A 12,685-nucleotide genomic window follows, 5' to 3' on the forward strand; every position below is an offset into this window, starting at 1 on the left:
CGTACTGGCGGCGGCGTCGCAGCGGCCCGCCGACGCCGAGCTCGACCTCGCCTTCGCCACGGTGCCGCAGACGGATTCGCCGCGCCGCACGCGTGAGCCGGTCCGGACCGAGCGCGGGCCGCGGCAGGCGAGCCGTCCCGCCGAGGCGGCGCTGTACGCCCGGGTGTCCGGGGTCGGGCGGGCCGGGGGAGTGCATCCGGTGCGCCGGGTCGAACAGGCGCAGATCGGTTTCGCCGCGCTGGCGGTGGCGGCCTTGGTGACCGCGCTCGTCGTCGTGGCCTTCCTCGGCCTGGCGCACCTGCGCGCGGGGAGTTTCGGTGACCGGTTCGAACCGGCGGAGCCGGGGATTTCGCAGTCGGTGGACGCGGGCGCGGGTGGACTGTCCGGGACAGTTCGCTGAGGTGAAAATGCCTGAACAGAACGGGGTTTCGGGTAGTTTCGGCGACCGTGAAGATCGACCGCGTCCCCGAAAAGCGCCCCAGAACTAGAACGTGTTGTTACGGTGACGGGCATCCTGAACCGAGGCGGGTAGGGGCCTCGGCGTAACCGGATGCGAGGTCATGTGCGCCGCTACTCGATCGTTGTGCTGCTCGGTCTGCTCCTGGGTGCGGTGCTGACGCCACCGGCCCACGCGACCCCCGGCTACGCCGACTATCTCGATCTCCCCGCGCTCAACGCCGACGGCGAATTCGGCGGCGGTCTGCACCCGGCGTTGCCCCTGAGCGAACCTCCACTGCGCGCCGCGCTGGACGCCGCGCGCGCCGACGGGATCGCGCCCCCGCGCTATGCCACCCTGCTGCACCAGTATTGGCTGGTCGTCTCCACCGGCAACGCGGCCATCGATCTGGCTGCCTGGGAGCCCTCTCGCGGTGTGGCCGCCAACTCGGCGACCTTCAGCCAGGTGTATGTCAACTACTTCCGCATCGCCGCCGCCCGGCCCGACTTCTACTGGGCGGGCCTGGCCGGCATCGCGGGTGGCTCGTTCGCCTCCGGCTTCTTCGACGTCGGTGACATCGGCGCGGTGCTCTCGGTCGGTGGGATCCACGAACTCGGTACTGCCGTCGCCGAGCTGCTGCGGGCCACCCCGCCCGAGCTCGTCGCCGAGGTGCCCGCCGACATCACCGGGCTGGCGCTGCACGGCCCGCGCCTGACCGCCGCCGACCTCGCCTGGTACCAGACCCGGCTGATGATCATGCAGAAGCACATCTTCACCGACCTGGTTCCGCAGCACGAGGTCTATCTGGCCGAGGGGATGGCGGGCATCGACGAGCTGTTCGCCGCCGGCGTGATCGACGAGAGCATGCGCACCGCTTGGGCGGGTATCGACGGCGGCACCGCGGCGGGCCGGGCCGACGCGCTGGTCCGGATGACCGACCGCGAACAGAACCACATCGTCGCCGACCAGTGGGACGTCACCGCGGCCGGTCGCGACGGCATGGGCCGGGTCCTCACCTACGTCACCACCGTGGCGGGCAAACCGGCGGTGCCCGGCGTCCGCGCGCCCGGGGTGTACGCCCCGGCGACGGTGCGCGCGGGCGGACTCGGCCTGCGGACGCCGCTGCCCGACTTCAACTGGGCCGACCGCGACGACCGCTGGGCCTACATCACCGCCGACCTGGTGCCGCGCCATCTGGACCTCACCGCCGACGCGGCCCGCGCTGTGTCGGTGTTCGCCGAACCCTTCCCCGTCAAGCTCACCCGCGGCCGGATGCTCGCCCGGTTACCCGAGTTGATCGCGGACCTGACCACGCAGTGGCAGGTGGTGCAGTAGTGACAGGTATTCTGTCAAGTGCCATGGAGTGCGCCTCGACGAAGGAACCCTCGGATGCATTGCCCGTATTGCCGACACCCTGACTCGCGAGTCGTGGACTCGCGTGAAGTCGAGGAGGGCACGGCGATCCGCCGTCGGCGGTCGTGTCCGTCCTGCGGTCGCCGGTTCACCACCGTCGAGACCGCGATCCTGTCGGTGGTCAAGCGCAGCGGCGTCACCGAGCCGTTCAGCCGCGAGAAGGTGATCGTCGGTGTCCGCCGTGCCTGCCAGGGCCGCGAGGTCGACGACGACGCGCTCAACCTGCTGGCCCAGCAGGTCGAGGACGCGGTGCGCGCCAAGGGTTCTCCCGAGGTTCCGAGCCACGAGGTCGGCTTGGCCATCCTGGGCCCGCTGCGGGACCTGGACGAAGTGGCCTACCTGCGCTTCGCCTCGGTGTACCGATCCTTCACCAGCGCGGCCGATTTCGAACGCGAGATCACCGAGATGCGCAAGGCGCGCGCGGCGGCCGTCGCGACGACCGACTGACGCGCCCCGCTCACCGCCGGATCGCGCCGATCGCCTTCTCGATCCGCTTGACCGACACCGGGTACGGCGTGCCGAGCTTTTGCGCGAACAGGCTCACCCGCAGTTCCTCGATCATCCACCAGATCTCGGTGACGTCGCGGGCATGCTTGCGGCCCTCGGGCAGACTTCGCACCAGCTTGTCGTAGGCCGCCAGCATCCGGTCGACCTCGACCATGCCCTGGCGATCGCGCACCGCCGAGCCGGGCAGCGATTCCAGGCGCTGCGCCGCGGCGAGCAGATAGCGGGGCAGTTCGCGCAGCCTGGCCCGACCCCATTCGGCGACGAAACCGGGGAACAGCAGGTCGTCGAGCTGCTGGCGGACATCGTCGGCGATGTCGGCCTCGGTGGTGTCGGCCAGGGCAGCGCGGGCCCGGTGCGCGGCCGACAGGACCGGCGCGACGGCCCGGATCAGTCCGGTCACCGCGCCCGCCAGCTGTGGCCGGACGGTGGCGACCAGCGCGTCGAACTCCTCGGGTGTCCGGACCGGCCCGCCCGCGGCGGCGATGAGTTCGTCGGCGGCGGCGACCCGGCAGTCCTCGACCAGCTTGTCCAGCGATCCGTCGGGGTTCTGGCTCAGCGCCAGGCGGTCGGCGGCGGGCAGTCCGGCGGTGACGGCGCGGGTGGAGGTCGGGATCGCGGCGAGCAGCAGGGTGCGCACGCCGGCGCGCATGGCGGCGGCCTGTTCGGCCGGGGAACTGAGCACCCGCACGGCCACCCCCTCGCCCTCGGGCACCAGCGCCGGATACCCGGTCACGGTCTGCCCGGCCACCTCCCGGCGCACCGTCGGCGCCACCGAGCCCAGCGACTCGGAGGTCCACACCGTCGCGGCCGGGCGTTCGGCGCCCGCCGTGGCCTTGGCCACCGACGCCGAAACCTGCGCGGCCAGCTGGGTCTTCAGCTGGGCCAGGTGCTTCGATGTGGCCAGGACGGTGCCCCGGCCGTCGACGGCGGCGAAGGTCATCCGCAGATGATCCGGAAGCGCGGTGGGCGAGAGATCGTCGGCGGTGATGGTGACCGAACCCAGCCGCGACAGCTCCCTGGCCAGCCCGATGCGCAACGGTTCGGACCGGGGGACCAGCTCGCGCAGCGCGGCCGCCGCGAAGTCGGGCGCGGGAACGACCTGGCGGCGCAAGGTCTTCGGCAGGGTCTTGATGAAGGCCGCGGCCAGTTCCTCGCGCATGCCCGGAACCAGCCAGTCGAAGCCGACGGCCCGCACGTGGGCGAGCTGTTCGACCGGGATGCGCACGGTCACGCCGTCGTCGTCCTGGCCGGGTTCGAACTGGTAGGTCAGCGGGAAGCTGAGCTCACCCTGGCGCCAGGCGTCGGGGAAATCGGTCGGGTCGAGCGCGGCGGTCCCCGCGTTGACCACGGTCTCGGTGGCGAAGTCGAGCAGGGCGGGGTCGGTGCGTTCGGCCTTGCGCCACCAGCTGTCGAAATGCCGGACCGAGACGATGTCGGCGGGGATGCGCTGGTCGTAGAACTCGAACAGCACCTCGTCGTCGACGAGGATGTCGCGGCGGCGGGCGCGATGCTCGAGATCGGCGACGTCGTCGATCAGCGCCCGGTTGCGGGCGAAGAAGCCGTGCCGGGTCTGCCATTCGCCCTGGACCAGGGCGTGCCGGAGGAACAGCTCGCGCGACAGTTCCGGATCGATGCGCCCGTAGTCGACGGGACGGCCGGTGACCAGCGGCACGCCGTAGAGCGTGGCCCGCTCGTAGGCCCGGGCCGCGCCGCGCTTGGACGACCAATGTGGTTCGGAGTAGGTGCGTTTGACCAGATCGCCCGCGAGCCGCTCGGCCCACTCGGGCTCCACCTTCGCCGCGATGCGGCCCCACAGCCGCGAGGTCTCCACCAGCTCGGCCGCCATCACCCAGCGCGGCGGCTTCTTGGCCAGCGAGGATCCGGGGAAGATCATGAACTTCGCGTTGCGCGCGCCCAGGAACTCCCGTGACTCCGCCTCGCGCACACCGATATGCGAGAGCATGCCCGCCAGCAGGGACTGATGGATCTGCGCGCTCGGCCACGGCATCGCCGCCTCAGCCGCCGAATCCGCAGCTTCGCGACCGCCTTTCGCCGTCGCGGCGCTCGTGATCGAATTCCGCCCGGGCCGCGATGCCGCTGCGCCGCGCCCGCCTCGGGCGGAGCCGCCGCCGGGCCGACTCGATGACTGCTCGCCTTGCCCGTCCTCGGCCCTCGACTGCGGTAGCTCGCGGTCGGCGCGTCCGCGTCCGCGACGACTCCGGTTCGGGGTCGCACCGTCCTCGACCGCGACGACGGCATTCTCGCGAGGCGTGCCCGCGGCGTTCCAGCCGAGCCCGCGGGTGATGGTGCGCAGCTGACCGTGCAGATCCTGCCACTCCCTGATCCGCAGGTAGTGCAGGAACTCGTCGCGACACATCCGGCGGAACTGGTTGGACGACAACGACTTGCGCTGCTCGGTCAGGTAGTCCCACAGGCGCAGGTAGGCCAGGAAATCCGAACCGTCGACGGTGAAGCGCGCGTGCTGGGTGTCGGCGGCCTGCTGATGGTCCACCGGTCGCTCGCGCACATCCTGGATGGACAGCGCCGCCACGATCACCAGCACCTCGTCCAGGCACCCGTTGCGATGCGCTTCGACGAGCATGCGCGCCATCCGGGGGTCGACCGGCAGCTGCGACATCTCCCGGCCGATCGAGGTGAGCGTGAGACGGCCACCCGAATCCGCTTCGCCGTCCACCGCTTTCGCGCTGCCGTGGGCCAGCGCGCCCAGTTCCTCCAGTAGCGCGATGCCGTCGCGGATGGCGCGGCGATCGGGCGCCTCGACGAAGGGGAAGCTCTCGATGTCGCCCAGCCCCAGCGCCGTCATCTGCAGGATGACCGCGGCGAGGTTGGTGCGCAGGATCTCCGGTTCGGTGAACGCGGGCCGCGACTCGAAATCGTCCTCGGAGTACAGGCGGATGCAGATGCCGTCGGCGACCCGGCCACAGCGGCCCGAGCGCTGCCGCGCCGAGGCCTGCGAGACCGGTTCGATCGGCAGCCGCTGCACCTTGGTGCGCATCGAATAGCGGGAGATGCGGGCGGTGCCGGGGTCGACCACGTAGCGGATGCCGGGCACGGTCAGCGAGGTCTCGGCGACGTTGGTGGCCAGCACCACCCGGCGGCCGGTGTGCGGGGCGAACACCTTGTGCTGCTCGGCCGCCGACAGGCGCGCGTAGAGCGGCACGATCTCGGTGCGGGGGAGTTTCAGATCGCGCAGGGCGTCGGCGGTGTCGCGGATCTCGCGTTCGCCGGACAGGAAGACCAGCACGTCGCCGTCGCCCTCGGCGAACAATTCGGTGACCGCGTCGGCGATGGCGTCGGTGGGGTCGCGATCGACGACGCGGGTGTCCTCGTCGTCGTCCTCGGTGCCGGGCAGTTCCAGTGACAACGGGCGATAGCGCAGCTCGACCGGGTACGACCGGCCCGACACCTCGACGATCGGCGCGGGCGTGCCCTGCGCGTCGGCGAAGTGGCGGGCGAACAGCTCGGGATCGATGGTGGCCGAGGTGATGATCACCTTGAGATCGGGGCGCTGGGGCAGCAGCTGTTTGAGGTACCCGAGCAGGAAGTCGATATTGAGGCTGCGTTCGTGCGCCTCGTCGATGATGATCGTGTCGTAGCGGCGCAGCAGCCGGTCGCGCTGGATCTCGGCGAGCAGGATGCCGTCGGTCATCAGCTTGACCAGCGTGCGGTCGGAGGCCTGGTCGGTGAAGCGGACGGTGTAGCCGACCACGTCACCCAGCTCGGTGCCCAGTTCCTCGGCGATGCGCTCGGCCACGGTGCGCGCGGCCAGGCGCCGTGGCTGGGTGTGGCCGATGGTGCCGCGGATGCCGCGGCCGAGCTCGAGGCAGATCTTCGGGATCTGGGTGGTCTTGCCGGAGCCGGTCTCCCCGGCCACGATCACGACCTGGTGCGCGGCGATGGCGGCGGCGATGTCGTCGCGGCGCGCGGAGACCGGGAGTTGCTCGGGGTAGGTGATCGGCGGGACCGCCGCGCGGCGATTCGCCACGCGGGTCTCGGCGGCGGCGATCTCCGCCTCGAGAGCGGGCAGGTGCTCGGGGCGCGACCGGTCGAGCTTGCGCCGGAGCCGGTATTCGTCGCGCAGCGAGACCTCCGCCAGGCGGGTGCGCAGCGCGCGGGTACCGGTGCTAGCTGTCCTGGTCATTGCGCCTACCAGCCTAGCGAAGCCCGCCACCGGTTTTCCCGCCACGCCGTCGACGGCCGGTGCGGTCGAGACCAACGACACACCGGCGGCGGGTGCTGTTCGCCCGCGCGTGTCCGGTCCGGTCGCGGTCGATGCGGCGACGCGATGTTCCAGACCGGCGTTTTCGCGGTCGGCGCATGCGATGATCCCGACATGAGCGCAGCGATGGGCACGGCGTGGTGGATCAGGATTCTGCGGATCGGGTTCGGCGTCCTCGGTGCGGTCGCGCTGCTGTGGATTCCGGTGCGCAACATCGACTCCGCGACGTTCTCGCTGGCCAACTATCTGAGCTACTTCACCGTCGAATCGAACATCCTCGGCGTGATCGCGTTGCTCGTGGGCGGGCTGCTCGCGCCGCAGGGGCGTGGCTGGCAGCTGTTCCGCGGCGCGGCCACGCTCTACATGCTCATCACGATGGTCGTGTACGCGGTGTTGCTGTCGCGCATCGACGTGATGCTCAACGACAAGTGGATCAACGATGTGATGCACCGGTATCTGCCGTTGGTGCTGTTGCTGGACTGGCTGCTGGTCGCGATGCCGCAGCGGCTGCGGCCCAGCCCGCAGCTGATCGGGCAGTGGCTGATCTTCCCGCTGCTCTACGGCGTGTACAGCTTGATCCGCGGACCCATCGTCGACTGGTATCCCTATCCGTTCATCGATCCGCGCCAGCAGGGATACCTGTCGATGGCCATCGGCCTGGTCGTGCTGACGCTGGTCTTCGCGGCGCTGGCGGTTGCCATGGCGTCGCTGGGCGATCTGCCGGCCTGGTGGCGCGAACGCAGGTCCGCGGACTGAGACATGCGCGAGTCCGCCGAGCGGGACCGCTTCGGTTCGGGTAAGTGTGGAGCCATGAATGCGCTCTGGCATGGATTCGCCGATATGGGCGCCGTCACTCGTGACGGTGCGTTCGTCGTCGCCCGTGGCGACGGTGCCTACGTCTACGACACCGCGGGCAAGCGATACCTCGACGCCACCGCCGGACTCTGGTTCGCCAATGTCGGGCACGGTCGCGCCGAGATCGCCGACGCGGTCGCCGAGCAGTTGCGCACGATCGCGCACTACTCGAACTTCGGTGATCTCACCGAGCCGCCGACCCAGGAACTGGCCGAGAAGCTGTCGCGGATCGCGCCGGTGCCGGGCAGCAAGATCTTCTTCACCTCCGGCGGTTCGGACTCGGTGGAGACCGCCGCCAAGCTGGCCCGCCGGTACTGGCACGAGCTGGGCCGCACCGACAAGAAGATCCTGGTCGGGCGCCGCCTGGCCTACCACGGCATGCATTACGCGGGCACCTCGATCGGTGGTCTGGCCGGTAATCGGGAAGGCTACGGCGAACTGGTCACCGACACCCGCACCGTCGAATGGGACGACGCGAAGTCGCTGCTGGCCCTGATCGAGGAGATCGGCGCCGAGCAGATCGCGGCGTTCTTCTGCGAGCCGATCATCGGCGCGGGCGGGGTGTACCTGCCGCCGGCGGGCTACCTGGCCGAGGTGCGCCAGATCTGCCGCGACCACGACATCCTGTTCGTCGCCGACGAGGTGGTGACCGGCTTCGGCCGGATCGGCGGCAGCTGGTTCGCCTCCACCAAGTTCGGTCTCGAACCCGACCTGGTGACCACCGCCAAGGGGCTGACCTCGGGTTATCTGCCGATGGGCGCGGTGTTCATCGCACCGCATCTGGCGGAGCCGTTCTTCGCCGGTGGCGTCTGGTGGCGGCACGGCTACACCTACGGCGGGCACGCGGGCGCGGCGGCCGCGGCGCTGGCCAATCTGGCCATCATCGAACGCGAAGGACTGCTCGAGGAGGCGGCCCGCCTGGAGAGCACCCTGCATACGCTGCTCGCGCCGCTGGCCGAGCACCCACGCGTCGCCGAGGTCCGCAGTGGTCTCGGCGCGGTGGCCGCCGTGCAGCTGGCCGATCCGTCCGAGGGCCCCGGCATGGTGAAAACCCTGCGCGAGCACGGCATCTCGGGCCGCGCCGCCGGGCAGGGCGCGATGCAGATCTCGCCGTCGTTCGTGATGACCGACGCCCAGGTCGTCGAGCTCGTCGAGGGCTTCACCCGCGCTCTGGGTTGATCGCCCACGGGGTCGGCGGCAGATGCTACCGACCCCGTTCCAGCCGCTCGGCCCGGTCGTTGAGGTAGCGCTGTTCGGGGACGCCGGCGGTCAGCCGCGCCGCGCGGCGGTAGTTCTCGAGCGCGTCGTCGATGGCGCCGGTCAGTTCGAGCAGATGGGCGCGCACCGCGTAGGTCCGATGGTGGCGCGCCATCACCGGATCGTCGAGCAGTGGCGTGACCATGGCCAGCCCGGCCGCGGGCCCGTCCGCCATCCCGACCGCGACCGCGCGGTTGAGGGTGACGATCGGGCTGGGCGCGATCCGGTCGAGCATGTCGTAGAGCACGCGGATCTGCGCCCAGTCGGTCGCGCCCCACGTCGTGGCTTCGGCGTGCACCGCCGCGATCGCCGCCTGCACCTGGAATCGGCCGACATGGCCTCGGGGCAGCACCCGTTCGAGGATCGCGACACCCTCCTCGATCGCCTGCCGATCCCAGCGGGTCCGGTCCTGCTCGGCCAGCGGGACCAGGTCACCGCCGCGCATCCGGGTCGCCGAGCGGGCGTGGGTGAGCAGCATCAGCGCCAGCGCGCCCGCGATCTCGTCGTGGTCGGGGATCGCCGCGGCCAACGCCCGGGTCAGCCGGATCGCCTCCTCGGACAGGTCTCGATCCACCAGCGCGCCACCGGCCGAGCGGGTGTGGCCCGCCACGAACAGCAGGTGGCAGACATCGAGCACGGCCGCGATCCGGGCCGGGAGCGCGTCGGCATCCGGCAGCGCGAAGCGGGCGCCCGCCGCCCGCAGGGTGGCGCGAGCCCTGGTGAGCCGCTGGGTCATGGTGCGCTCCGGCACGAGGTAGGCGGCGGCGATCTGCGCGGCGCTCAGCCCGCCGACCGCGTGCAGGGTGAGCGCGACCTGTGAGGAGCGGCTCAGGCTCGGGTGACAGCACAGCAGGAACAGGCGCAGGGTGTCGTCGCCGTCGTCGGGCACGACCTGATCGGCGGGTGGGGCGAGACCACTGTCGGCGGGCCGCGCCACCGCGACGGCCGCCTCGCGCCCCGACCGCGCCTGATCGGCCCTGACCCGATCGATCAGCCGCCGCGCGGCCACGGTGATGAGCCAGCCCCGGGGATTGGCGGGCAGTCCGTCGGTGCCCCACTGCGCGGTCGCCGCCTCGGCGGCCTCCTGGGCGGCGTCCTCGCAGTCGCCGAGATCGCCGTGCCTGCGCAGCAGGGCGGCCAGGACGTAGGGCGCCTCCCGGCGCCAGACGTCCTCGACGACCCGCTGATTCACTGGTCGTCGCCGCCCGGCCACATCGTCGGCCGCAGTTCCACGGTCTCACCCGGCCCGGCGAACCGGGCGACGATCTGTTCGGCCCGCTCCTGGCTCTCCACATCGATCAGGAAGAACCCGGCCAGGTGTTCCTTGGCTTCGGAGTAAGGTCCGTCGCTGACCAAGGGCTTGCCGTCGGCCCAGCGATACAGCCGCGAGGTCTCCGGCGCCGCCAGCGCCTCCCCGGTGACCAGCTCGCCGCGCTCGTGCAGCTCGCCGAGCAACTGCTCGAACTCCGCGTTGCCCCGGTCCCGCTCCGCCTGCGACAGCGCCTGGTATTCGGGCAGGTAGTCGCTGGTGGGGTGGCCCCACGGCTGCGGGTTGGAATGGATCAGGATCACGTACTTCATCTCGGCTCCTCACGATCGTCGATGCGCCCGTCTCGGCCCATCCTCACCCGGAACGTCGGAGCCGATCGGGTGTTGTCGACATCGCGGGTCAGCCGAGGGCGAGAGTGAAGAACTGGCTGTGCGGATCGAGGACGTAGTCGGCGAACGGCCCGCACTCGGTGAAACCGTGCCGCAGGTAGAGGCGGCGCGCGGGGGCGAAGAACTCGTGGGAGCCGGTCTCCAGGCTCAGTCGCGCATAGCCGCGCCGCCGTGCCTCCGCGACGATGCCGGCCAGCACGCCCGCGGCGACGCCACGGCCGGTGAACCCGTCGGCGGTGCGCATGGATTTGATCTCGCCGTGGGCGGGGTCGAGTTCCTTGAGCGCACCGCACCCGGCCAGCTCGTCGCCCACCCAGGCACTCCACACCGTGACAGCGGGATCGCGCAGGGCGGCCAGATCGAGGGCGTGCATGCTGTCGGCGGGGGAGTTGGCGGCCATCTCGGTGTGGTGGCCGGTCAGCAGGTCGCGGATGGGGGCGCCGGAGAGATCGTCGACCGTCACGCGCAATGCCTGCGCCGAGGCCACGGAGTGTGCGTCGGACATCGGTCCATGATCCGTCATCACCGGTGCGCGCGTTCGCGTGGGGGCAAACGCCCCCGCGGGCACCGTGGTCGATGCGAGCATGGGGAGCGCGGGTCTCGACTCGAAGGTGGTGGGGTGTGGCCGAATTCGTTGAGCACTATGCACTCGTGCGGTGGCCGGTGGTCGCCGCGTTCGTGCTGGCGACGATCATCGTCGCGCGGCGGTTGACCGGCCGGGTGGCACCCAGCCACCGGGTCGACGCGGCGGCCGACAGCGCCCACCTGCTCATGTGCCTGATGATGCTGGCGATGCTGGTGTTCCCCGCCGCGACCCATCCGCTGGCCGTGCGCGGCGTGCTCACCGCACTCACCGTCGCCTTCGCGATCCTGCTGGTCGAGCGTGTTCTCGACCGGGGGGCCGCGGCGGGGCCGGACGGCGTGCTCGCACTCGGCTACCACACGCTGGCGGCCGCGGCGATGCTGTACGCGATGGCCGGTCACGGTGGCGAGCACGAGAGCGGTCCGGGCTGGCTCGCGGCGGCGCTGGCCGCGCTGTTCGCGCTCGACGCCCTGCTCGCGCTCGGTACCGTCGGTCACGGCCCGCGCCCGCACCGGTTCGTCCACCCCGTCGGCGCCCATCCACTGACCTCGGCGCTGATCCCCCATGTGGTGATGGATATCGGTACCGCCTTCATGCTGATCGCCGCGATCGGGTAGTGAATACCGATCCACAACCGCTCGCGCTGCGAATTGCCGTTGTGTGGACAGGAATTCGACGATGAACCGGCAGCGTAGTCCCGACCCGGCGGCCGGTGGCGTCGAGCGGTCCGTCCCCGACCTCCCGTCCGAGCCCGACGACCGCGACGCGCTGCGCACGCTCTTCCGGGCCACCGGGGCCGCGGCCTTCGGTCTCGCGCTGCGGATACTGCACCGCCGGGGCGCGGCCGAAGACGTTGTCCGCGAGGGATATCGGCGGTTGCGCACGACACCGTGGACGGTCGATCCCGAGCCGCCGGCGCCGCCGGGCGACCCCGCGGCGGACTCCGGTCCCGATCTCGGGACACCCTGGGGCCGTTCGGCATTCGTCGGCGGTCAGCGTCGCGACACCGGTTTCGGCCGCGGCGCGGTCTACGATCGCGACGGCTCCCGGGTCGGCGGCGTCCGCCCGCCCGCGTCCGAGCCGGAGCTGCTGGCCCCCTATGTGGGTCGCGGCGAACCGGAGTTCAGCGCCGAGCAGACCTGGCTGCTGGCCCAGGTCCATCGGCTCGCCGTGCAACGGCTGCGGCTGGACCGCCACGACCGCGACGACATCCCCTGGCTCGCCGCCTCGGCCCGGCTCGGTTTCGCCGACCCGCTCGACAGTCACTGCGAGGTGTTCGTGCTCGCCTACTACGGTGGGCGCACCTACCGGGCGATCGGCCGCGAACTGGGCCTGCGGGTGCCCGCTGTCACCCGGCTGCTCGCCGAGAGCGTGGAGCGGCTGGCCGAGCAGCGGACCCTGCCCGTGGGCCCCGCGCGATCCTGGAGCCCCCCGGGCTCACTGCTCGCCTTGGCCGACGCCTACGCCCTCGACGCGGTCGCCGAACTCGAACACCACCACATCGAGAACAAGCTGGCCACCGTGAGCCCGGCCGGCCTGGCACAGTTCGCCGACCGGGTCCGGGGGGTGCACGACGTGCTCGCCCGCCTGGCGGTCGAGGACCAGCGCACGCCGCCCCGGCACCTGGAAGCCAGGATCCTGGCCGACCTGACCAGCCCCGACACCTCCCGACGGGGGCACTGGACCGCCCGGCCACCCTGGCTGCGCCGCTTCGGCGGCCCGCCGGGCCACTGAG

At 71.4% G+C, this 12,685-nt stretch carries 11 protein-coding genes; 7 read left to right on the forward strand and 4 right to left on the reverse strand.

The features are described from left to right. From ATM97_RS03530 to nrdR, 3 genes are all read left to right on the forward strand, one after another. A partial coding sequence (locus ATM97_RS03530; protein ID WP_218716481.1) for a hypothetical protein occupies positions 1-400 on the forward strand: 400 nt, incomplete at its 5' end. Positions 401-550: 150 nt separating this feature from the next. Further along, a complete protein-coding gene (locus tag ATM97_RS03535) occupies positions 551-1,771 on the forward strand; it encodes a hypothetical protein (RefSeq protein ID WP_218716482.1) in 1,221 nt (406 codons plus the stop codon). 54 nt (positions 1,772-1,825) lie between these two features. Then, entirely contained in the window at positions 1,826-2,296 is a 471-nt protein-coding gene (gene nrdR, locus ATM97_RS03540) for a transcriptional regulator NrdR (RefSeq protein ID WP_218716483.1), read from the forward strand. 10 nt (positions 2,297-2,306) lie between these two features. Here nrdR and hrpA read toward each other — a convergent pair whose 3' ends face one another. Then, entirely contained in the window at positions 2,307-6,518 is a 4,212-nt protein-coding gene (hrpA, locus tag ATM97_RS03545; protein WP_218716484.1) for an ATP-dependent RNA helicase HrpA, read from the reverse strand. Between the two features lie 192 nt (positions 6,519-6,710). On the opposite strand from hrpA, the gene ATM97_RS03550 reads away from it, so the two are divergent. Together ATM97_RS03550 and ATM97_RS03555 are read left to right on the forward strand one after the other, a co-directional pair. Further along, on the forward strand, positions 6,711-7,352 hold the full coding sequence (locus ATM97_RS03550; protein WP_218716485.1) for a Pr6Pr family membrane protein: 642 nt from the start codon (positions 6,711-6,713) through the stop codon (positions 7,350-7,352). Positions 7,353-7,406: 54 nt separating this feature from the next. Beyond that, positions 7,407-8,630, forward strand: coding sequence for an aspartate aminotransferase family protein (locus ATM97_RS03555; protein ID WP_218716486.1), 1,224 nt, complete (start codon positions 7,407-7,409; stop codon positions 8,628-8,630). Positions 8,631-8,655: 25 nt separating this feature from the next. Here ATM97_RS03555 and ATM97_RS03560 read toward each other — a convergent pair whose 3' ends face one another. From ATM97_RS03560 to ATM97_RS03570, 3 genes are all read right to left on the reverse strand, one after another. Further along, positions 8,656-9,900 carry an RNA polymerase sigma factor gene (locus ATM97_RS03560; protein ID WP_218716487.1) on the reverse strand — a complete coding sequence of 415 codons (1,245 nt, stop codon included), beginning with the start codon at positions 9,898-9,900 and terminating at the stop codon, positions 8,656-8,658. Then, on the reverse strand, positions 9,897-10,289 hold the full coding sequence (locus ATM97_RS03565; protein WP_218716488.1) for a YciI family protein: 393 nt from the start codon (positions 10,287-10,289) through the stop codon (positions 9,897-9,899). The genes ATM97_RS03560 and ATM97_RS03565 overlap by 4 nt, the downstream gene beginning before the upstream one ends. 88 nt (positions 10,290-10,377) lie before the next feature. Continuing rightward, positions 10,378-10,872 (reverse strand): GNAT family N-acetyltransferase, encoded by a 495-nt coding sequence (locus ATM97_RS03570; protein ID WP_218716489.1) that lies wholly within the window; start codon positions 10,870-10,872, stop codon positions 10,378-10,380. A 116-nt stretch (positions 10,873-10,988) separates the two neighbouring features. On the opposite strand from ATM97_RS03570, the gene ATM97_RS03575 reads away from it, so the two are divergent. After that, entirely contained in the window at positions 10,989-11,567 is a 579-nt protein-coding gene (locus ATM97_RS03575; protein WP_218716490.1) for a DUF5134 domain-containing protein, read from the forward strand. Positions 11,568-11,628: 61 nt separating this feature from the next. After that, a complete protein-coding gene (locus tag ATM97_RS03580; RefSeq protein ID WP_218716491.1) occupies positions 11,629-12,684 on the forward strand; it encodes an RNA polymerase sigma factor in 1,056 nt (351 codons plus the stop codon). Position 12,685 lies beyond the last annotated feature (1 nt).

The sequence above is a fragment of the Nocardia sp. MH4 genome, assembly GCF_019266065.1.
In the GTDB taxonomy this organism is placed as follows: Bacteria; Actinomycetota; Actinomycetes; order Mycobacteriales; family Mycobacteriaceae; genus Nocardia; species Nocardia canadensis.